We start from the raw sequence: 21,552 nt of genomic DNA on the forward strand, positions 1-21,552 counted from the left end.
TCCTATCCGCGGGGATTCGAGGCGGATTCACGGGCGTTCATCAGCCCCACCGCAGGGTCTCGCAAGGCGGGCCAACCTTGAAGCGAGCCGTGACGTCCAAAACTCGGCCTCCGAATCAGCCATAATGGGGAGCGTGACGAGCACCTCATTGACGTATCAGGCGAGCGCGCCCGTGATCAAGCGCCCCAACACCGTTGCTGTGGGCACGATCGTGTGGCTCGGCAGCGAGGTGATGTTCTTCGCGGGACTCTTCGCGATCTACTTCACGCTGCGCTCGACGTCCCCCGAACTGTGGGCGTTCGAGGCCGACCGCCTGAACTTCCCCTTCTCCCTGACGAACACGATCATCCTCGTGGCCTCGTCGTTCACGTGCCAGTTCGGCGTCTTCGCCGCCGAGCGCAGCCAGCCGTACCGCACCGGGTGGAAGCCGAGCCAGTGGGGCATGGTCGAGTGGTTCTTCCTCACCTACGCCATGGGCGCGATCTTCGTCGCCGGGCAGGTCTGGGAGTACGCGACGCTCGTCTCCGAGGGCATCGCGATCGACTCGAACTCCTACGGCTCGGCGTTCTACCTGACCACCGGCTTCCACGGCCTCCACGTCACGGGCGGCCTGCTCGCCTTCCTGTTCGTCATCGGGCGCACCTTCGCCGTGAAGAACTTCGGCCACCGCGAGGCCACCAGCGCGATCGTCGTGTCCTACTACTGGCACTTCGTCGACGTCGTCTGGATCGGCCTGTTCCTCGTCATCTACGTCCTCAAATAGGCCGAGCACAGGAGCGCCACCCGCAATGCCCGCGAACAGGAAGAGATCAATGACCCGCTCGAAGCGACGCACCGGTCGCCGGCACCCGCTCGCCACCGCCGCGCTGCTCGCGCTCGGCCTCGTGTTCACGGGCGGCGCCTACGCCGCCTTCAGCACGACCACCGCGCAGGCCGAGGCCTCCCCCACGTCGCAGGAGACGATCGACGAGGGCGAGAAGCTCTTCCAGGCCAACTGCGCCACCTGCCACGGCCTCGAGGCCCAGGGCACCGACGAGGGCCCCAGCCTCATCGGCGTCGGTGCCGCCGCCGTCGACTTCCAGGTCGGCACCGGCCGCATGCCCATGCAGATGCAGGGCCCGCAGGCGCAGGTCAAGCCCGTGCAGTTCACCGACGAGCAGGTCAAGCAGCTCGCGTACTACGTCGCCTCCCTCGGCCCCGGTCCCGACATCCCCGCCGATTCCCTCGTCAACGGCGGCGGCGACGCGGCCAACGGCGCCGAGCTGTTCCGTATCAACTGCGCCATGTGCCACAACGTGGCCGGCGCAGGCGGCGCCCTCACCGAGGGCAAGTTCGCTCCCGCGCTGACCGACGTGTCCGGCGTCCACATCTACGAGGCCATGGTCACGGGCCCGCAGAACATGCCGGTGTTCAACGACCTGAACATCTCGCCTGAGGACAAGCGCGACATCATCACCTACCTGCAGTACGTCCAGGACAACCGTTCGCCCGGCGGGTTCGAGCTCGGCTCGCTCGGTCCGGTCGCGGAGGGCCTGTTCATCTGGGTCTTCGGTCTCGGCGCCATCGTCGCGATCACCGTGTGGATCACGGCGAAGTCCAACTAGGGCCCGCACCGAAGAAGCGAAGAAGGAGAACCATGGCACAGGACGACCACAGCGGCACTGAACTCGCCGCTGCCGACTCGTCGCACGCCGCGAACGTTCCCGCCGTCAAGACGGGCACCGCACTCATCCAGGCCGACGCGTTCGAGAACCCCGGGTTCCCGCCGCACCGTCCGCGGGTGACCGACGAGGACCCGAAGAAGCAGCGTCGCGCCCAGCGCACCGTCTACACGCTGTTCTACCTCTCGATCCTCGGCAGCGTCTGGGCCATCGCGGCGTACATGCTGTTCCCCATGGAGTCGAACGACGTCGGCGAGGTCCGCCTGAACAACATGTTCATCGGCCTCGGCGCCGCGCTCGCGCTCCTCGGCATCGGCTTCGGCGCGGTCCACTGGGCGAAGGCCCTCATGGCCGATGTCGAGATCGCCGACGAGCGCCACAAGATCGGCGGCAACGAGGTCTCGCGCGAGGGCGCGATCAAGGTCTTCCAGGACGCCGACCGGGAGTCGGGCTTCACTCGGCGCGCCGTCGTGCGCAACAGCCTCATCGGCGCACTGCTCGTCTTCCCGCTGCCCGCCGTCGTGCTCTTCCGCGGCCTGGCCCCGCAGGACCAGCACCCGGTCGAACTGCTCAGCCACACCATGTGGAAGCAGGGCACCCGGCTCACGCTCGACCCGTCGGGCGTCGCGATCAAGGCCTCCGACGTCACGATCGGCAGCGCATTCCATGTCATCCCCGAGGGTCTCAGCGAGCTCCACCACGGGCGCCTCGAGGAGAAGGCCAAGGCGGCCGTGCTCCTCATGCGCCTCAATCCGGAGGAACTCAACGAGACCGAGGAGCGCAAGTCCTGGTCGTACGACGGCATCGTCGCGTACTCCAAGATCTGCACCCACGTGGGCTGCCCCGTCGCCCTGTACGAGCAGCACACGCACCACCTGCTCTGCCCGTGCCACCAGTCGCAGTTCGACGTGGCCAACCACTGCGAGGTCATCTTCGGGCCGGCCGCTCGGCCGCTGCCCCAGCTGCCCATCACGGTCGACGACGAGGGCTACCTCGTCGCGCAGAGCGACTTCACCGAACCCGTGGGCCCGAGCTTCTGGGAGCGTCATTGAGCACCGCAACCACCCGCGAGCCGCAGCGTCGCACATTCACCGCGGCCGCCTCGAACTACATCGATGAGCGCACGAGCGTCTCGACGTTCGTCAAGGAGCTCGGCCGCAAGGCGTTCCCGGACCACTGGTCGTTCCTGCTCGGCGAGATCGCGCTCTTCAGCTTCCTCGTCATCCTGATCACCGGCACGTTCCTGACGTTCTTCTTCCAGGCCTCGATGGCCGAGGTCGAGTACGACGGCTCCTACGTTCCGCTCAAGGGCGTCGAGATGTCGGTGGCGATGGCCTCGACGCTCGACATCTCGTTCGACATCCGCGGCGGCCTGTTCGTCCGGCAGATGCACCACTGGGCCGCCCTGCTCTTCGTCGCCGCCATCGGCCTGCACATGCTGCGCATCTTCTTCACCGGTGCGTTCCGCAAGCCGCGCGAGCTCAACTGGGTCATCGGCTTCGTGATGTTCATCCTCGCGATGGGTGAGGGCTTCACCGGGTACTCGCTTCCCGACGACCTCCTCTCGGGCAACGGCCTCCGCATCATCGACGGCATGATCAAGGGCATCCCCCTCATCGGCACGTGGACCTCGTTCCTGCTCTTCGGCGGCGAGTTCCCCGGCACCGCGATCGTGGGCCGCCTCTACACGCTGCACATCCTGCTGCTGCCCCTGATCCTGCTCGCGCTCATCGCACTGCACCTGATGTTCGTCGTGGTGCACAAGCACACGCAGTACGCTGCGCCGGGACGCACGCAGCAGAACGCGGTCGGCCCGCCCATCCTGCCGATCTATGCGGCCAAGGCCGGGGGCTTCTTCTTCCTGGTGTTCGGCGTGCTCGCGCTCATCGCGTCGATGTTCACGATCAACCCGATCTGGAACTACGGACCGTACGACCCGTCGCCCGTGTCGGCCGGCACGCAGCCCGACTGGTACATCGGCTTCGCCGACGGTGCGCTTCGCCTCATCCCGCCGGGCTGGGAGTTCGTGCTGTTCGACCGCACCTGGTCCTTCAACATCCTCGTTCCGCTGATGGGTCTGGGCCTGTTCATCCTCACCGTGCTGATCTACCCGTTCATCGAGGCGTGGGTCACCGGCGACAAGCGCGAACACCACATCGTCGACCGTCCGCGCAACATGCCGACCCGCACCGCGATCGGTGCTGCCGGCGTGACGTTCTACGCGGTGCTGTGGGCCGCAGCGGCATCCGACATCATCGCGACGCACTTCCTGCTCACGATGGAGGGTGTCATCCACACGCTGCAGGCGCTGCTCTTCATCGGACCGTTGGTCGCGTACTTCGTGGCGAAGCGGGTGTGCCTGGCGCTCCAGAAGAAGGACCGCGAGATCGTGCTGCACGGCTACGAGTCGGGCCGCATCGTGAAGCTGCCGGGCGGCGAGTTCATCGAGGTGCACCAGCCGCTCGACGAGTACGACCGGTGGAAGCTCGTCAGCCACGAGTCGTACGAGCCGCTCATGCTCCGTCCGAACGCCCGCGGCAAGATCACCGTCGGTGAGCGTCTCCGTGCGGGCATGTCGCGCTGGTTCTTCGAGGACCGCATCGCGCCGGTCACCAAGGGCGAGCTCGAGGCATCGCACTCGAACCACCACTGATCCGCGCCACCATCGCGTTCGGGCACCGGGCCATGTCGATCGATTCGACCTGGCTCCGGTGCCCGAACTGCATGGCCGACCTCTCCCCCGTCGACGATCGCGTGTACGGGTGCTGGCACGGCCACCGCTTCGACCGTTCGAAGTACGGCTTCCTCACGCTGCTGCCGCCCAAGGCGCCACGCACCGTCGGCGACGACCGTTCGATGCTGGACGCGCGGTCGCGACTGCTGGGCGGTGGCGCGTACCGACCGATCGCCGACGCGGTGGCGGGGTCGGCGCTGCCGGACGCGGAGGCTGCCGGCCCCGGCTCGCTCCGCATCGCCGACCTCGGCTGCGGCACGGGCTACTACGCATCGCGCCTCGGTGAGGCGGCTCCCGGCAGCGAGATGCTGCTCGCCGACCGGTCGCCCGACGCCGTGCGGGCCGCATTGCGCGCCATTCCGACGGCCACCGGTGTCGTCCTCGACATCTGGCGCCCTCTCCCGATCCGGGATGGCGCAGCCGACGTGATCCTGAATGTGTTCGCTCCGCGCAACCCGGCCGAGTTCGCTCGAATCCTCCGGCCCGGCGGTCGCCTGGTCGTGGTCGTTCCGCGGCCCGAGCATCTCCGCGAACTCAGGCAGGGCGGGGTGCTCCTCGACGTGCCGCCGGAGAAGGCGAACGCCGTCACCGAGCAGTTCGAGGGCGCCGGCCTGACGCGTCGTCGTCTCGACGCGGTCGATTACGTGCTCGATACGGATCGTGAGACGAGGGGACTCCTCGCCGGCATGGGACCCTCCGCGCATCATGCCGCGTCATTCGACCCCGATCCCGGGGCGACGAGCACCGCCGTCGTGACGGTCGCCGTCGACGTCCTCACATTCGAGCACGCGCCGCACCACGGCGGCTGAGGCGGGTGCATACTGGGCGCATGCCCGAATGCTGCCGCGCGGGTTCGTCACGCTACGAGGACGTGTTCGACGGCGACTTCGCGAACGAGGTCGCCCGCCGGTACCGGCGTCGCGGGCTGACCGCGCCCGAGCGTCGGATCGTGACCCATCTCGCCGCCCACGGACTGGCCGATTCCACCGTCCTCGAGATCGGCGGAGGCGTCGGCCAGATCCAGCTCGAACTGCTCGCTCGCGGAGCGGAGCGCACGATCAACCTCGAGATGTCGGGTGCCTACGAGGCCGCGGCAGGTCCCCTGCTCGACGAGCACGGCGTCGTCGCCCGAGTCACCCGCGTCGTCGGCGTGGACCTGGCGTCACAGGGCGAACGGATCGCTCCGGCCGATTACGTCGTCCTCCACCGGGTGGTGTGCTGCTATCCCGACGCAGACCGGTTGCTGGAGGCGGCGGCGGAGCACGCACGCCGGGAGCTCGTCTTCAGCCATCCGACCCGTTCCTGGCTCACCCGAGTGCCCGTGGCGATCGAGAACGCGATGATGCGCATCCGTGGCCGCGAGTATCGCGCCTACATCCACTCGCCGGACACGATGTACGCCACGCTCGCGCGGTCGGGCCTGACGGTCGTACCGCTCCGCCGGGGCCCCCGTTGGTCGATCGTCGGCGCGGCGCGCACGTGAGCCGCATCGCTCCGGAATGACCGAAGGTCCCGACACGAGTGTGCCGGGACCTTCGTCGGAGCGTTCGATCAGCGCGCGAAGTTACCGCGGTAGTACTCGTAGACCCAGCCGACGAGGGCGACGAGGGCGAGGGGCACCGCGATGAACGTGATCCAGAACCCGACCGCGAGGCCGAGGAACGCGAGGGCCGCAGCCCCGGCGAGGAAGATCGGCCACCAGCTCCATGGGCTGAAGAAGCCGAGCTCGGCGTCGCCGTCGTCGATGTTCGCGTCGAGGCGGTCCTCAGGGAGCGTTCCGCCCTGCTCCTTCTGGACGCGACCGAGGTAGAACGCGATGAACGCGCCCAGCACCGCGCAGAGGCTCAGGGCGACGAGCCCCACCCACTCGACCCCGGGCTCGTTCTCGTCGATGATCGTCCACACGATGTAGACGGCCGCCGCGAGCGTGAAGAACGCGGCAAGGATCCAGAAGAGGATGACATTGGCGCGCATCTACTTGACTTCCTTCGTCTCGGCGTCGTACACGGGGGCTTCGGGGGCGTCCTTCGCGGGGCCGATGCCCACGGGGATGCCGGCCTCCGGGTGGTTGAGGTCGAACGCCGGACGCTCCGAGCGGATGCGCGGGATCGACGTGAAGTTGTGTCGGGGCGGCGGGCAGCTGGTCGCCCACTCGAGCGATCCGCCGTAGCCCCACGGGTCGTTCACGGTCACCTTCGGGGCGCGGCGAGCGGTGATGTACACGTTCAGGAAGAACGGCAGGAGCGAGATCGCGAGGATGAACGCGCCGATCGTCGAGAGCTGGTTCATCCAGGTGATGTTGTCTTCGGGCAGGTAGGAGTAGTACCGGCGCGGCATCGCGACGACGCCCAGCCAGTGCTGGATGAGGAACGTCGTGTGGAAGCCGATGAAGAGCAGCCAGAAGTGCCACTTGCCGAGGGTCTCGTTCAGCATCTTGCCGGTCCACTTCGGCCACCAGAAGTAGAAGCCGGCGAACATCGCGAACACGACGGTGCCGAACACCACGTAGTGGAAGTGCGCGACGACGAAGTACGTGTCGGACACGTGGAAGTCGAGCGGCGGGGACGCCAGGATGACGCCGGTGAGACCGCCGAACACGAAGGTGATGAGGAATCCGAGCGCCCAGATGAGCGGTGTCTCGAACGTGATCGAGCCGCGCCACATCGTGCCGACCCAGTTGAAGATCTTCACGCCCGTGGGCACCGCGATCAGCATGGTCATGAGCGCGAAGAACGGCAGCAGCACGGATCCGGTGACGTACATGTGGTGCGCCCACACCGAGACCGACAGCGCCGCGATCGCGATCGTCGCGTAGATCAGCGTCTTGTAGCCGAAGATCGGCTTGCGGCTGAACACCGGGAAGATCTCGGAGACGATGCCGAAGAACGGCAGGGCGATGATGTACACCTCGGGGTGCCCGAAGAACCAGAACAGGTGCTGCCAGAGGATGACGCCGCCGTTCTCGGGATCGTAGATGTGGGCGCCGAAGATGCGGTCGGCACTGGCGGCGAGGATCGCGGCGGCGAGCACCGGGAAGGCCATGAGCACGAGGATCGAGGTCACGAGGGTGTTCCACGTGAAGATCGGCATCCGGAACATGGTCATGCCTGGCGCGCGCATCGTGATGATCGTGGTGATGAAGTTCACCGCGCCGAGGATCGTGCCGAAGCCCGAGAGGCCGAGTCCGAGCATCCAGAGGTTGCCGCCGATTCCTGGTGAGAACGTGGTCGAGGCCAGGGGTTGGTAGGCGAACCATCCGAACGACGCGGCGCCCTGCGGCGTGAAGAAGCCGGCGACGGCCATCAGCGAACCGAAGTTGAACATCCAGTACGCCAGCGCGTTCAGGCGCGGGAAGGCGACGTCGGGAGCGCCGATCTGCAGCGGCATGAGCACGTTCGCGAAGCCCGCGAACAGCGGCGTCGCGAACATCAGCAGCATGATCGTGCCGTGCATCGTGAACAGCTGGTTGTACTGCTCACGCGTCTGGACGATCTCGAGGCCGGGCTCGAACAGCTGCGCGCGGATGATGAGGGCCATCACGCCGCCGATGCAGAAGTAGATGAACGACGTGATCAGGTAGAGGTACCCGATGACCTTGTGATCGGTCGACGTGATCCACTTGACGAGGACGTTGCCCTTGCGCTCGACCTTCAGCGCGCCGAACGGCTGCGACGACGCGGTCGGGCGAGCCGGTGCGGTGGTGGTGGTGCTCATCGCGGCTTACTCTTCCTCTTCGAGTTCGGGCGCGCCCGTGCCGGGCAGGTTCTGGTTGCGGTCGTACTCGGTCGACAGCTGGCCTTCCTGGCCCGCGTCGCGGAGCGACTCGATGTAGTCCTCGTACTCGGCCTCGGAGACGACCTCGACGTTGAAGAGCATGAGCGAGTGGTACTCCCCGCAGAGCTCGGCGCACTTGCCGGCGTAGGTGCCCTCGCGTTCGGGCACGAACGACATGTAGTTCGTCTTGCCCGGGAACATGTCCTTCTTGTAGAGGAAGTCGACGACCCAGAAGGAGTGGATCACGTCGCGCGCCTCGAGCGCGATCTCGACGTTCGCGCCGACCGGCAGCACCAGCGTCGGCAGTTCCTCCTGCTTGACCGAGCCGGCCTCGCCGTCGGGGTCGAGCTGCGCCTGGATGCCGGCGGAGTAGACATCCTCATTGACGTAGTTGAAGTCCCAGGCCCACTGCTTGGCGATCGCCTCGATCTTGACGTCGATCTCGTCTTCGGCGAAGCGCGCCTCGATCGCGGACTGGTCACGCGCGGTGAACGCGAAGAACCCGAGGATCAGGATCAGCGGAACGACGGTGTAGAACACCTCGATCGGCATGTTGTACCGCAGCTGGACCGGAAGGCCGGTCTGGCCCTTGCGTCGGCGGTACGCGATGACCGCCCAGATGGTCAGGCCCCACGTGATCACGCCGACCACGAGGAGGACGATCCAGGACGTCACCCACAGGCCCGAGACGCGCTCCGTGTGGTTGGTCACGGGCGGCTCGCCCTCGACGAACCCGGGGAGGAATCCGTTCAGCTGTGCCTGCGTGCATCCGGCGAGGACGAGGCTGAGCGTCGCTGCGATCGGAACTGCAGCCCATCGGAGACGGCGATTGTGGCGCACCGGTGACCTTTCGGGAGATTCGAAGGCGCTTCTCAGCGAAGCGCATTGATCATGCCTAGCCTACTCCGAGTCGACCACCCGCTCGTGCACCCTCGGCGCGCGTTCAGGTGCGTGTGCGATGAAACCCGCCGCCAGCCGCCGAAAATGCGGAAAGGGAGACCGCGTGAGCGGTCTCCCTTTCCGGGTTCGGGCGTCTCAGTGGAACGAGTCGCCGCACGCGCAGCTGCCCTGCGCGTTGGGGTTGTCGATGGTGAAGCCCTGCTTCTGAATGGTGTCCTCGAAGTCGATCGTGGAGCCGTCGAGGTAGGGCACGCTCATCTTGTCGACCACGACCTCGACGCCCGAGAAGTCGACGACGGCGTCGCCGTCGAGCAGCCGCTCGTCGAAGTAGAGCTGGTAGATGAGGCCCGAGCAGCCGCCCGGCTGGACGGCGACGCGAAGACGCAGGTCGTCGCGGCCCTCCTGCTCGAGGAGGTTGCGCACCTTGTCGGCGGCCGGCTCGCTCAGCTTCACGCCGTGGACGGCGTCGGTGATGGTGTCGCTCATGTCACTCCTCGAAGAAGTACGGATGCCTCGATTGTACCCGTGCCGGGCTGGGCACTCCCCCAGCGCGGCGCAGGATGACGCGCCATCCCGTGTGGCTCAGCCCTCCCGCGCTTCGAGCCGCGCGAGGAAGGCCGCCTCGGCGAGCACCGCCCGCCGGAAGATGCCGAGGTGCAGCGACTCGTTCGGGCTGTGGGCACGCGAGTCCGGGTCCTCGACCCCGGTCACCAGGATCTGCGCCTCCGGGAACTCCTGGACGAGTTCGGCGATGAACGGGATCGATCCGCCGACGCCGATGTCGACGGGCTGGCGCCCCCACGCGTCGGCCATGGCGGACTTGGCCTCGGCGACGGCCCACCCGCTCGTGTCGACGAGGAACGGCTGGCCGGTGTCGAGGTCCTCGATCTCGAGGCGTGCGCCGAACGGCGCGTTCGCGAACAGGTGGGCGCGGAGGGCCTCGTACGCCTCGCGGGCGTCCTGGCCGGGCGCGATGCGCGCGCTCAGCTTGACGGCCACGCTCGGCAGCAGGGTGTTCGACGCGTTCGCGACGGACGGCGCGTCGACGCCCGTGATCGTGATCGAAGGCTGCGCCCAGATGCGCGACAGGATGCTGCCGCGCCCGATGGGGGCGACGCCGTCGAGCAGCCCGGTCTCGGCGCGCAGCTGCGCCTCGTCGTACTCGGGCGTGGTCAGGTCGGCCGAGCGGAGCCCATCGACGCCGACCGAGCCGTCCGCATCCCACAGGGTGTCGAGCAGGCGGACGGTCGCGAGCATCGCGTCGGGCACCGCTCCCCCGAACATGCCCGAGTGCGAGGCGTGGTCGAGGGTCGTGACGGTGAGCCGGAAGGTCACGTTGCCGCGCAGCGCGACGGTGAGCGCGGGCGTCTCGACGTCCCAGTTGTTCGAGTCGGCGACGACGATCGCATCGGCGGCGAGCAGGTCGCGCTGCTCGCGGAGGAAGTTCGCGAACGAGCGCGAGCCGTACTCCTCCTCCCCCTCGATGAAGAGTGCGATGCCGAGGTCGAGGTCGTCGCCGAGCACGTCGACGAGCGCCCGGATCGCGGCGACGTGCGACATGACGCCGGCCTTGTCGTCGGCGGCGCCGCGGCCGTAGAGCCGGTCGCCGCGGAGCGTGGGCTCGAACGGCGCCGAGTCCCAGTCCTCGTCGCGCCCGGGCGGCTGGACGTCGTGGTGGGCGTAGAGCAGCACGGTCGGGCGGCCGTTGCGTGCGGTGCGACGCGCGACCACGGCCGGCTGGCCGAGCTCGTCGCCGTCGCCCACGTGGGCGCGGCGGACGTCGACGACGTCGAACACGCCGAGGCCGCGCACCAGGTCGGCGACCGCCTCGGCGCTCCGCGCGACGTGCTCGGGGTCGAATGCGCCCCAGGAGACGGACGGGATCCGCACGAGCCGGGTCAGGTCGGCGAGCGTCGACGGGAATCCCTGCTCGACCGCCGTCCGGAGCCGCTCGACGGTCGCCGCATCGGGGCGCTCGGCGGGTTCGCGGGCAGGCGGGACGTCGGTCCGGGTCTCGGTCATGCGGGTAATCTTAAGGCGAACCGATCGACGAGGACTCCCCGTGGCCAAGCACCCCAGCACCGACCTGCCCGCGCCCCAGACCGGCGACGGCGACACGCCCGCCGCCCCGAAGGCCGGCAAGGGCGCCCCGACCCCGAGCCGCGCCGCCCAGGAGGCGGCCCGCAAGCGCCCGCTCGTGCCGAACGACCGCAAGGAAGCGGCGCGTCAGGCGCGGACGAAGGCGGCCGAACAGCGCGAGCGCGCACGCGTCGGCCTGGCCGCCGGCGAGGAGAAGTACCTCCCGGTCCGCGATCGCGGTCCCCAGAAGAAGTACGTGCGCGACTACGTCGACGCGCGCTTCAGCATCGGCGAGGTCCTGATCCCCGTCATGTTCGCGGTGATCGTGCTCACGTTCATCCCGAGTTACGAGGTGCAGACCGTCGGGATCTTCGCCCTGTGGGCGTTCTTCCTGGTGTCCGTCGTCGACGTGATCATCCTCGGCGTCATCCTGCGGCGCAAGCTCGCGGCGAAGTTCGGCGCCGACAAGGTCGAGCGCATCCGGTGGTACGCCGCGATGCGTGCGCTGCAGCTGCGCCCGCTCCGACTCCCCAAGCCGCAGGTCAAGCGCGGCCAGTACCCGGCCTGACCCCGGCCCGAGCCGGATGCCGCGTGGCGGCGCCGTGACGGCGCTGTCCGCGCTCAGTCGCGGGCGAAGGCGCCCAGCCTGATCAGCGGGATCCGCGTCTCCTCGTCGGACAGCGAGCCGTGCTGGCCCACCATCTCCTCGCCGCGCCGGTCGGGTTCGCGTCGGTCGTAGTAGGCGACGCCGGAGCGCGCGGCGACGAGGAGGTCGGCGATCCGGTCGCGGTTCTCGGGCTCGACCTCGCCGTAGAGGCCCGCCGCGATCGCCTCGTCGCCGGAGAGCACCCATGCCCGGTCGCCCTCCGCGGCGCGCCACCGGTCGAGCAGCGCGGCCCGGCCGTCCGCGTCGAGCCCGGGTTCGAGGACGAGGCCCAGGCAGCGCGGTTCCCCCGCGACGTGCCGGACTCCGTCGAGCAGCTCGGGCGACGCGTCGACGAACACGTGGCGGTGCGCGGGAACGTCGACCACGCCGTGGTCGGCCGTGACGAGCAGGCCCGTGCCGCGAGGCATCCGCTGCTCGAACGCGTCGATCTCGGCGTCGAGCGCCTCGAGTGCGGCGATCCACCGGTCGGACTCCCACCCGTGCGCGTGGGCGATCTGGTCGAGCTCGGACACGTACACGTAGACGAGCGCGGGGCCCTCCTGGACGACGCGCAGCGCCTCGGCGAACCGGTCGGGCACCTTCGCGCCGGCCCGGTACTCGGCGCCGCGCAGCACCGCGCGGGTGAAGCCCGAGTCGGCGTACCGGGTGCCGCCGACGGCGACGGCCCGCAACCCGCGCTCGACGGCCTGGTCGAAGACGGTGGGATGGCGCTGCCATTGCTCGGGGACCATGCGCTCGTCCCACCCGCTGAGCTGGTTGACGACGCGGTCGTTGGCCCGGTCGGGCACGCGGTATCCCATGAGTCCGTGGGCGCCGGGCATGAGCCCGGTCGCGAAGCTCGCGATCGCGGCGGCGGTCGTGGAGGGGAAGACGGTTCGGATCACGTCGCGCTTCGCCATCCGGCCGGCGAGGAACCGTGCGTGCCCCGCCCGGCCGCGGAGGTTCGACGCGCCGAGCCCGTCGACCAGGACGACGACCGCCGAGTTCGCGCGCGGCAGACCGAACGGGTCGGGCGTGCCGTCGAGCGATGCGAGCGCGGCGCCCAGCACCCCGGTGAGCCTCGGGGCGCCGTCGGTGGGCACCGGTAGCATGGCAGGCATCGCGCCCAGTCTGGCACAGGCCGGGCGCGGTCCCCGTTCCCCCGCGCGTGCGCGCCACGCCCTGTCCAGAGACGACGAATGACCCCAGGCAAGAACGAGCCCGCCCCCTCCCAGATCGCCGAGCGGATCGATGACATCGACGTCGCGGAGGAGATGCAGGGGTCGTTCCTCGAGTACGCCTACTCGGTCATCTACTCGCGCGCGCTGCCCGATGCGCGCGACGGGCTCAAGCCCGTGCAGCGACGCATCCTCTACATGATGAGCGACATGGGGCTGCGCCCCGATCGCGGGCACGTCAAGTCGGCGCGCGTCGTCGGCGAGGTCATGGGCAAGCTGCACCCGCACGGCGACTCGGCGATCTACGACGCGCTCGTGCGCCTCGCCCAGCCGTTCACGCTGCGGGTGCCGCTCGTCGACGGGCACGGCAACTTCGGCTCGCTCGACGACGGACCCGCCGCGGCGCGCTACACCGAGGCGCGCATGGCGCCCCCCGCGATGTCGATGACCGAGAGCCTCGACGAAGACGTCGTCGACTTCATCCCGAACTACGACAACTCGCACCAGCAGCCCGAGGTGCTGCCCGCCGCCATCCCCAACCTGCTCGTCAACGGGGCGAGCGGCATCGCCGTCGGCATGGCCACGAACATGGCCCCGCACAACCTCGTCGAGGTCGTCGCGGCCGCGCGCCACCTGCTCCAGCACCCCGGGGCGACGCTCGACGAGCTCATGGAGTTCGTGCCCGGGCCCGACTTCCCGTCGGGCGGCACGATCGTCGGGCTCGCCGGAGTGCGCGACGCCTACGCGACCGGCCGCGGTTCGTTCAAGACCAGGGCGAAGGTGTCGATCGAGCAGTTGACGGCACGCAAGACCGGCCTCGTCGTCACCGAGTTGCCCTACCTCGTCGGCCCCGAGAAGGTGATCGAGAAGATCAAGGACGGGGTGAACGCCAAGAAGATCACCGGGATCGCCGACGTCACCGACCTCACCGACCGCACGCGCGGCCTCCGCCTCGTGATCGGCGTGAAGACCGGCTTCAACGCGCAGGCGGTGCTCGAGCAGCTCTACCGCCTGACCCCGCTGGAAGACTCGTTCAACATCAACAGCGTCGCCCTCGTCGACGGCCAGCCGCAGACGCTGGGACTGCGCGAGCTGCTCGACGTCTACCTCGCGCACCGCATCAGCGTCGTCACCCGCCGGTCTGAGTTCCGCCTCGCACGCCGCCGCGAGCGACTCCACCTCGTCGAGGGCCTGCTCATCGCGATCCTCGACATCGACGAGGTCATCCAGGTCATCCGGTCGAGCGACGACGCCGATGCCGCGCGCACGCGCCTCATGGAGGTCTTCGACCTCAGCCAGCTCCAGTCCGAGTACATCCTCGAGCTGCGCCTGCGGCGCCTGACGAAGTTCTCGCGCATCGAGCTCGAGGCCGAGCGCGACCAGCTGCTCGCCGAGATCGCCGCGCTCGAGGAACTGCTCGGCAGCGACCTGCGGATCCGCGCGCAGGTCGCGGAAGAGCTCGACCGCGCTGCCGAGCTCTACGGCACGCCGCGTCGCACGATGCTCACCGAGGCACGCGTGCAACCCAAGACGCGCAAGGCCGTCGACCCGGCCACGCTCGAGCACGCCGACGTGCCGTGCCGCGTCATCCTCAGCGTCACGGGCCGCATCGCCCGCGTCGACGCACCCGATGGCGGGACCGCGGTCGCGCTCACTCCCCCGAGCCGCCGGTCCAAGCACGACGCCGTCCGCTCCGAGCTCGACACCACGAGCCGCACCGAGATCGGCGCGATCACCTCGAAGGGTCGCCTGATCCGGTTCTCGCCGCTCGAGCTGCCCGCGCTGCCGCCCAACTCGGTGCAGCTCGCGGCGGGCGTGCGCGTCGCCGACTACCTCGCGCTGCCCAATCGCGACGAGACGGTGCTCGCGATCGTCTCGCTCGAGTCGTCGCAGCCCATCGTGCTCGGCACCGCACAGGGCATCGTCAAGCGCGTCGCCCCCGGCGGCTACCCCAACCGGCCCGACTTCGAGGTCATCGCGCTGAAGCCCGGCGATCGGGTCGTCGGCGCGTCGCAGGGCGGCGACGACGACGAGCTCGTGTTCGTCACGAGCGACGCCCAACTGCTGCACTTCCCGGCATCGGCGGTTCGCCCGCAGGGCTGCCCGGCCGGAGGGATGGCGGGCATCAAGCTCACCTCGGGTGCGAGCGTCGTCGAGTTCTCCGTGCTCTCCCGCGCCGACGTCGAGCGCGCCGTGGTGGTCACCGTCGCCGCGTCGACCGACACGCTGCTCGGAGCCGACCCCGGCGCCGCCAAGGTGACCGACTTCGCCGAGTACCCCGGCAAGGGGCGCGCGACGGGCGGCGTCCGCGCGCACCGCTTCCTCAAGGGGCAGGATGCGCTGTCGATCGCGTGGGTCGGGCCCGGCCCCGCCCACGCGCTCGCCGCGGACGGCTCCGTACGTGCGCTCCCCGAGGGCGGCGGCAAGCGCGACGGCTCGGGCCAGCCGCTCGAGGCGGTCGTGCAGGTCGTGGGCCGCGCCATCCGCTGACCGACGAGCGCCTCGCCAGGCGATGACTCCCGCGCTCCGGTCGACGCTTGACGTCGCGAGCGAGGCGTGGAATCTTCGGGCACGACCCGGACTGCGAGCCGCGATGCATCGAGGCTGAGCGAACCCGTCCGGGCGCGCGAGGTGAATGATCGATGACGGCGCAGCAGTGGGCCAGCAGGATCGACGGCGTCGTGCTCGAGCCCGGCGATCCGGGATACGACGAGGCGCGGTCCGTCTGGAACGCGATGGTGGATCGCCGGCCGCGGTTGATCGTGCGCTGCACGAGCGCGGCCGACGTGGCCGCTGCGGTGCGGTACGCGACCGACCACGACCTCGAGGTCGGTGTGCGGTGCGGCGGCCACGGGATCGTCGGCCACGCCGTGCCGGACGACGGGCTCATGATCGACCTGCGGCCGATGGGTGCCGTACGCGTGGACGCCGCGGTGCGCCGGGCTCGCGTGCAGGGCGGGGCGCTGCTCGGCGCGCTCGACCGCGCCGCGCAGGAACAGGGCCTGGCGACGACCGCCGGCAACGTCTCGCACACGGGTGTCGGAGGCCTCACGCTCGGCGGCGGCATGGGCTGGCTCGCCCGCCGGCACGGCCTCGCCTGCGACAACGTCGTCTCGTTCGAGCTCGTCACCGCCGAAGGCGAGATCCTTCGCGTCGACGCCGACTCGCATCCCGAGCTGTATTGGGCCCTCCGCGGCGGTGGCGGCAACTTCGGCGTGGTCACTGAGTTCGAGTTCGCACTGCACCCCGAGCCGGGAACGGCGCTCTCGGTCGAGTTCCTGTTCCCCGTGGCATCCGGTGCGGACGCCATGCGGAGCTGGCGGGATGCCGCTGCGTCGGCCGATCGACGGGCGACCTGGAACGCGACCCTTGCCGGCGAATCGCTCTCGCTCGGTTTCGTGTGGGTGGGCGACCCCGCGGATGGCGCGGCCCGCGCCGACCGGCTCGGCGCCGCGCTCGCGACGGCGGCGCCCGTTCCCCGGCGGATCGTCGAGCCGCTGACCTACCTGGGACTGCAGACACGGGAGGACGACGTCGAGGGCCACACGTGGCGACGCTACTGGAAGGGGCACTACTTCGACGCGCTCGGCGACGGGGCCATCGACGCGATCCTCGCGCGAGACGGGGCGGACCTGCCGAGCGTGAGCCTGCAGGCGTACGGCGGAGCCATCGCCGAGGTGCCCGACGAGGCGACGGCCTTCTCAGGCCGCGACACCGCGTTCGAGTTCGTCGCCGCGTCGCGGTGGAGCGATCCGGCCGACGACGAGCCGCGGATGGCTGCGGCGCGCCGGTACGCGGGCGCCCTGGATCGATTCGCGAGCGGCGTCTACGTGAATGCGCTCGCCGACGAGGGCGCTGCAGGGGTGCGTCGCGCCTACTCGGACGCGAAGCTCGCCCGGCTCCGGGAGATCAAGACGGCAGTCGATCCCGCCAACGTGTTCCACCTGAACCAGAACATCCCGCCGGCGCAGCCCTGAACGGCGACGGCCGCCCGATGTCGCGCTTGGATGCGCCCGGCGAGCCGTTCGAAGCGTGGATCGCTACGCGTCGATGCGGTCGCGCGTCAGCGCCGCCGCGCTGTCGACGATGAACTCCTTGCGCGGCGCGACCTCGTTGCCCATGAGCAGCTCGAACACCCGCCCGGCGTTCTCGGCATCGGCCACGCCGACGCGTCGGAGGGTGCGGTGGCGGCGATCCATGGTCGTCGTCGCGAGCTGGTCGGCATCCATCTCGCCGAGGCCCTTGTAGCGCTGGATCGGGTCCTGGTACCGCTTGCCGTGCTTGCGCAGGGTCGCGAGCACGCCCTGCAGCTCGGCCTCGGAGTAGGTGTAGATGATGTCATTCGGCTTGGAGCCGGGATTCATCACCACGACGCGGTGCAGCGGCGGCACTGCGGCGAACACCCGGCCGTCCTCGATCATCGGCCGCATGTAGCGGAAGAACAGCGTGAGCAGCAGTGTGCGGATGTGCGCGCCATCGACGTCGGCGTCGCTCATGATGATGACCTTGCCGTAGCGGGCGGTCGACAGGTCGAAGGTGCGCCCGGAACCGGCCCCGATCACCTGGATGATCGACGCGCACTCGGCATTGCCCAGCATGTCGGCGATGCTCGCCTTCTGCACGTTCAGGATCTTGCCCCGGATCGGCAGCAGCGCCTGGTGCTCGCTGTCGCGCGCGAGCTTGGCGGTGCCGAGCGCCGAGTCGCCCTCGACGATGAACAGCTCGCTCTGCGCGACGTCGCTCGAACGGCAGTCCACGAGCTTGGCCGGCAGGGAGGAGGTCTCGAGCGCGTTCTTGCGGCGCTGGGTCTCCTTGTGCGTGCGTGCGGAGATTCGCGCCTTCATTTCGGCGACGATCTTGTCGAGCAGCAGCGAGGTCTGGGCCTTGTCGTCGCGCTTGGTCGAGGCGAAGCGCTCGCCGAGCGCCTTCTGCACGACGGAGGCGACGATCGAACGCACGGCGGGCGTGCCGAGGACCTCTTTCGTCTGGCCCTCGAACTGCGGTTCGGGCAGCCGGACGGTCAGCACGACCGTGAGGCCGGCGAGCACGTCGTCCTTCTCGAGCTTGTCGTTGCCGACCTTGAGGCGGCGCGCGTTCTGCTCCACCTGCTGGCGCAGAAACCGCAGGAGGCCCTGCTCGAAGCCGCCCTGGTGCGTGCCGCCCTTCGGCGTGGCGATGATGTTCACGAAGCTGCGCAGCACGGTGTCGTAGCCGGTGCCCCAGCGAAGGGCGATGTCGACGTGGCAGTGGCGTTCGACGTCGGTCGGGATCATGGCGCCGTGGTCGCTGAGCACCGGCACCGTCTCGGTGAACCGGCCATCGCCCGTGATGCGCCAGACATCGGTGACCGGACCGTCGACCGCGAGGTGCTCGGCGAACTCGGAGATGCCGCCGTCGAACTGGAAGCGATGCGTCTCAGGCTCCTCGCCGCGCTCGTCGACCACCGAGATCGCGAGGCCGGGGACGAGGAACGCGGTCTGCCGCGCCCGGTTCAGCAGCTCGTCGAGCTGGAAGGCGGCGCCTTTGGTGAAGATCTGCGGGTCGGCCCAGTAGCGCACCCGGGTGCCGGTCACGCCCTTCGCGACACGCCCGACCTTGCGCAGTTCGCTGGATTGCTCGAACGGCGTGAACGTCGAGGCCGGTGAGGCGGTGCCCCGGTCGGCGAAGACGCCCGGTTCGCCGCGGTGGAACGACATCGCCCACGTCGCGCCGCCGCGATCGACCTCGACGTCGAGGCGCTCCGACAGCGCGTTCACGACCGAGGCGCCGACGCCGTGCAGGCCGCCCGACGCGGCGTAGGAGCCCGAGCCGAACTTGCCGCCGGCATGGAGCTTGGTGAAGACGACCTCGACGCCCGTGAGTCCGGTCTTGGGCTCCACGTCGACGGGGATGCCGCGCGCCCGGTCGCGCACCTCGACGCTGCCGTCGGCGTGCAGCACGACGTCGATCTCGGTGCCGTGCCCTCCGAGCGCCTCGTCGACGGAGTTGTCGATGATCTCCCACAGGCAGTGCATCAGGCCGCGGGAGTCGGTCGAGCCGATGTACATGCCCGGCCGCTTGCGCACGGCCTCGAGGCCCTCGAGGACGGAGAGATGGCGGGCGGAATAGTCGGAACTCACGTCGCCCAAGCCTAGTGATGCCCACCGGCATCATCGGCCAGGCGCTTCGCGCTGAGCGAAATGCGCAGCCATCCGGAAGGATCCGGTCCCCGCACGTGTTTTCATTGGTAGACGTAAGGAATCGGATCGTGAGCTACGGAGGAGGCGCCATGAACCAGACCACCGACACCGCCGGTGCGGTCGACGAACTCGACACCCCGAACGAGCTCACGGCCCTCGACCGGTGCGACGCCTGCGGCGCGCAGGCCTACATCCGCGTGGTCGTCGCGAGCGGCGAGCTCCTCTTCTGCGCCCACCACGGCCGCAAGCACCAGGAGAAGCTCTCGCAGATCGCCCACAGCTGGCACGACGAGTCGAGCCGGCTCCTCACCGACACGCGCGACTGAGCGCGTCCCAAAGCAGCACGAAGGCCCCGGAGCGATCTGGGGCCTTCGTCGTTTCCGAGCAGCGCGATGGCGCGGGGTTCAGGCGCCGACGGATGTCGCGACGCCGGCGGCGCGGAGCTGGGCGGCGCGTGCCGCCTCGGCGTAGCCGTCGACGACCGCCGCCTGCTCGCCGGCCTCGTACGCCAGGTCGGCACGCGAGCACATGCGCTCGAGGATCGCATCGGCGAGCCGCGGGTTCTTCGCGAGGACCGGACCGTGCAGGTGCGTGCCGATCACGTCGCCCATGCGCACGCCCTCCTGGCCGGACCCCCGGCCGTTGCCCGAGCCGGCCTGGACGCGCCCGAGCGGCGACGCCTCGGCCCCGACGTAGTCGCGGGCGTGGTTCTCGAATCCGACGAGGAGGCCGATTCCGCCGCCGGCCTTGACGACGAGGTCGCCGGCCACGCGCTCCTCGCGGGCCACGGCGCGGCCGGCGACGATGCCGAGGCCCTCGACGGTGCTGCCGTCTGCGCGCTCGACGCCCCAGCTCAGCAGCTCCCAACCGGTGCCGACGGCGAGGATCGGGACGCCCTCGGTGCCCCAGCGGCGCAGTTCGTCGTGCAGGCCGAGGAGCCGCGAGCGGCTCGCCTCGAGCGAGGCGTCGCTGCCCGAGCCGAGGATCACCGCGTCGACGTGCGCGGGCAGGTCCGCGGCCTGCTCGACGGGCACGACGCGCGCGTCGAGTCCGGCCCACCGGGCGCGTGCGGCCAGGACCGCCGCGTTCTCGGCGTCGCCGTTCGTGTTCTGCAGCGAGGGAAGCAGCGAGACGATCGTGAGGCTCATTCCGCTCCCGTGAGTCCGAGGTGCGCGCGCGTACGCCGCATCGAGTCCGCGGAGAAGACGATGGTCTTCCTGCCGCCGGTCGGCGCGGGTGCGGCGAGGAAGTCGTCCAGCGCGCGTGCGAGGTCGGGCTCGACGCGGTCGATCTCGACGCCGTCGTAGGCGAGCATGAGCGCCGCCTCGTTCGCCTTGGAACCGCTGACGATCGAGACGCGACCGAGTGAGGAGGCATCCGTGGGCCAGAAGTACGAGGGGTCGCGCACATCGGAGCCGATCGCGAAGAGGATCTGCTCGGTGCCCGGCGCGATGCTGTCGACGTTGAGCTGGTAGCTCGCCGGGTTCTGCACGAGCACGAAGTCGACCTCGTGGCCGCGCACCGTGACGCGCTCGCCGCGTCCGAAGACGGCGGGGATGGCGCTGAGGGCCGCCGCCGCGGTCTCGGAGGAGAACCGCTCCCCCAGCACCGACTTCGCGGTCGCGTACGCGGCGGCCGCGTCGACGGCGTAGTGCGTGCCGCGCGCCGGAAGCCCGATGGGCACGGATGTCGCGTGGTCGGCGAGCACCGCCGACGCGCCGTCGACGGACTCGACGACCACGCCGTCGCCCGGATCGAGCCGTCGCGCGCTCGTCTCGGTGTGCCCGAGTCCGCGCGGCGCGGCCGCGAGGACTGCGGCGGACACACCGAAGCGGTGGATGCGCACCTCGGGGCGGAGGCCGCCCGCGAGCCGTTCGAGGTAGGCGTCGTCGGCGTTCACGACGACCGCCTCGCGCGCCCGCGCGCCGATCCTCGAGAGCATTCCGGCGACCATCTCGGAGTCGTGGAAGCGGTCGATCTGGTCGACCATCACGTTGGTGAGCGTGACGGAGCGTGCGTCGACGCCGTCCATGACCAGCGCGCCATGGCCCTCGTCCATCTCGAGCACGGCCATGTCGCCCGGGACGCGCCCGCGCCAGTCGGCCCGCTCGAGCAGTGCCGAGGTCAGCCCCTGGCTGATGTTGGCCGTCGAGGGGTTCGTGAACACGTCGACGCCGTGCGCGCGGAGGATGGCCACGAGCATCTTCGTGGTCGTCGACTTGCCGCTCGACCCGGACACGACGAGGAGCCCCTGCGGGAAGCCCGAGAGGGTGCTCCGCAGGTATCCCGGGGCGATCCGGTTGACGATCAGGCCGGGGACCGCGGAGCCGCCGCCCGGCTTGCGCAGCCGGGCGGCGATGCGGACGAGCCTGCCGACGAGGATCGCCGGCGCGTAGCGCAC

At 69.8% G+C, this 21,552-nt stretch carries 19 protein-coding genes; 10 read left to right on the forward strand and 9 right to left on the reverse strand.

What is annotated here, in order from left to right; genetic code table 11:
* The first annotated feature begins 124 nt into the window (after positions 1 to 124).
* From ctaE to AC3RKB_RS17545, 6 genes are read left to right on the forward strand one after another with little or no spacing between them, the layout of a single operon-like run.
* Positions 125 to 763 (forward strand): aa3-type cytochrome oxidase subunit III, encoded by a 639-nt coding sequence (gene ctaE / locus AC3RKB_RS17520; protein WP_491437564.1) that lies wholly within the window; start codon positions 125 to 127, stop codon positions 761 to 763.
* A 49-nt stretch (positions 764 to 812) separates the two neighbouring features.
* Complete coding sequence (gene qcrC, locus AC3RKB_RS17525) at positions 813 to 1,604, forward strand: cytochrome bc1 complex diheme cytochrome c subunit (protein WP_491437566.1); 792 nt, start codon at positions 813 to 815, stop codon at positions 1,602 to 1,604.
* 32 nt (positions 1,605 to 1,636) lie between these two features.
* Positions 1,637 to 2,713: a cytochrome bc1 complex Rieske iron-sulfur subunit gene (gene qcrA / locus AC3RKB_RS17530; protein WP_491437567.1), complete on the forward strand. Its 1,077-nt coding sequence runs from the start codon at positions 1,637 to 1,639 to the stop codon at positions 2,711 to 2,713.
* The gene (gene qcrB / locus AC3RKB_RS17535) at positions 2,710 to 4,314 is read left to right on the forward strand and encodes a cytochrome bc1 complex cytochrome b subunit (RefSeq protein ID WP_491437568.1); all 1,605 of its coding nucleotides are present in this window, start codon (positions 2,710 to 2,712) and stop codon (positions 4,312 to 4,314) included. Before qcrA ends, qcrB begins: the two co-directional genes overlap by 4 nt.
* Positions 4,315 to 4,346: 32 nt before the next feature.
* Positions 4,347 to 5,204 (forward strand): methyltransferase domain-containing protein, encoded by an 858-nt coding sequence (locus tag AC3RKB_RS17540; RefSeq protein ID WP_491437569.1) that lies wholly within the window; start codon positions 4,347 to 4,349, stop codon positions 5,202 to 5,204.
* Positions 5,205 to 5,224: 20 nt separating this feature from the next.
* Entirely contained in the window at positions 5,225 to 5,878 is a 654-nt protein-coding gene (locus AC3RKB_RS17545) for a methyltransferase domain-containing protein (RefSeq protein WP_491437571.1), read from the forward strand.
* A gap of 68 nt (positions 5,879 to 5,946) precedes the next feature.
* Here the strand turns inward: AC3RKB_RS17545 and ctaF are convergent, their stop codons facing one another.
* The 5 genes from ctaF to AC3RKB_RS17570 form a co-directional block, all read right to left on the reverse strand.
* Entirely contained in the window at positions 5,947 to 6,369 is a 423-nt protein-coding gene (gene ctaF, locus AC3RKB_RS17550) for an aa3-type cytochrome oxidase subunit IV (RefSeq protein ID WP_491437572.1), read from the reverse strand.
* Entirely contained in the window at positions 6,370 to 8,109 is a 1,740-nt protein-coding gene (gene ctaD / locus AC3RKB_RS17555) for an aa3-type cytochrome oxidase subunit I (protein WP_491437573.1), read from the reverse strand.
* Between the two features lie 6 nt (positions 8,110 to 8,115).
* On the reverse strand, positions 8,116 to 9,009 hold the full coding sequence (gene ctaC, locus AC3RKB_RS17560) for an aa3-type cytochrome oxidase subunit II (protein WP_491437575.1): 894 nt from the start codon (positions 9,007 to 9,009) through the stop codon (positions 8,116 to 8,118).
* 195 nt (positions 9,010 to 9,204) lie between these two features.
* On the reverse strand, positions 9,205 to 9,555 hold the full coding sequence (gene erpA, locus AC3RKB_RS17565) for an iron-sulfur cluster insertion protein ErpA (RefSeq protein ID WP_491437577.1): 351 nt from the start codon (positions 9,553 to 9,555) through the stop codon (positions 9,205 to 9,207).
* A gap of 96 nt (positions 9,556 to 9,651) precedes the next feature.
* Positions 9,652 to 11,091: a dipeptidase gene (locus tag AC3RKB_RS17570; protein WP_491437579.1), complete on the reverse strand. Its 1,440-nt coding sequence runs from the start codon at positions 11,089 to 11,091 to the stop codon at positions 9,652 to 9,654.
* A 40-nt stretch (positions 11,092 to 11,131) separates the two neighbouring features.
* Here AC3RKB_RS17570 and AC3RKB_RS17575 point away from each other — a divergent pair, with 40 nt between their 5' ends.
* Entirely contained in the window at positions 11,132 to 11,716 is a 585-nt protein-coding gene (locus tag AC3RKB_RS17575; protein ID WP_491437580.1) for a DUF3043 domain-containing protein, read from the forward strand.
* Positions 11,717 to 11,769: 53 nt separating this feature from the next.
* On the opposite strand, the gene AC3RKB_RS17580 is transcribed toward AC3RKB_RS17575, so the two are convergent.
* Positions 11,770 to 12,915 (reverse strand): alkaline phosphatase family protein, encoded by a 1,146-nt coding sequence (locus AC3RKB_RS17580; protein ID WP_491437582.1) that lies wholly within the window; start codon positions 12,913 to 12,915, stop codon positions 11,770 to 11,772.
* A 78-nt stretch (positions 12,916 to 12,993) separates the two neighbouring features.
* Between AC3RKB_RS17580 and AC3RKB_RS17585 the strand changes: the two genes are divergently transcribed.
* Entirely contained in the window at positions 12,994 to 15,462 is a 2,469-nt protein-coding gene (locus AC3RKB_RS17585; protein ID WP_491437584.1) for a DNA gyrase/topoisomerase IV subunit A, read from the forward strand.
* Between the two features lie 152 nt (positions 15,463 to 15,614).
* Positions 15,615 to 16,949 (forward strand): FAD-binding oxidoreductase, encoded by a 1,335-nt coding sequence (locus tag AC3RKB_RS17590; protein WP_491437586.1) that lies wholly within the window; start codon positions 15,615 to 15,617, stop codon positions 16,947 to 16,949.
* Positions 16,950 to 17,012: 63 nt separating this feature from the next.
* Here AC3RKB_RS17590 and AC3RKB_RS17595 read toward each other — a convergent pair whose 3' ends face one another.
* Positions 17,013 to 19,091, reverse strand: coding sequence for a DNA gyrase/topoisomerase IV subunit B (locus AC3RKB_RS17595; protein ID WP_491437588.1), 2,079 nt, complete (start codon positions 19,089 to 19,091; stop codon positions 17,013 to 17,015).
* 149 nt (positions 19,092 to 19,240) lie between these two features.
* On the opposite strand from AC3RKB_RS17595, the gene AC3RKB_RS17600 reads away from it, so the two are divergent.
* Positions 19,241 to 19,477, forward strand: coding sequence for a DUF7455 domain-containing protein (locus AC3RKB_RS17600; protein WP_465542760.1), 237 nt, complete (start codon positions 19,241 to 19,243; stop codon positions 19,475 to 19,477).
* A gap of 78 nt (positions 19,478 to 19,555) precedes the next feature.
* On the opposite strand, the gene AC3RKB_RS17605 is transcribed toward AC3RKB_RS17600, so the two are convergent.
* Positions 19,556 to 20,299 (reverse strand): type 1 glutamine amidotransferase, encoded by a 744-nt coding sequence (locus AC3RKB_RS17605; RefSeq protein WP_491437590.1) that lies wholly within the window; start codon positions 20,297 to 20,299, stop codon positions 19,556 to 19,558.
* Complete coding sequence (locus AC3RKB_RS17610) at positions 20,296 to 21,552, reverse strand: Mur ligase family protein (protein WP_491437592.1); 1,257 nt, start codon at positions 21,550 to 21,552, stop codon at positions 20,296 to 20,298. The genes AC3RKB_RS17605 and AC3RKB_RS17610 overlap by 4 nt, the downstream gene beginning before the upstream one ends.

Source organism: Agromyces capsici (assembly GCF_058349965.1).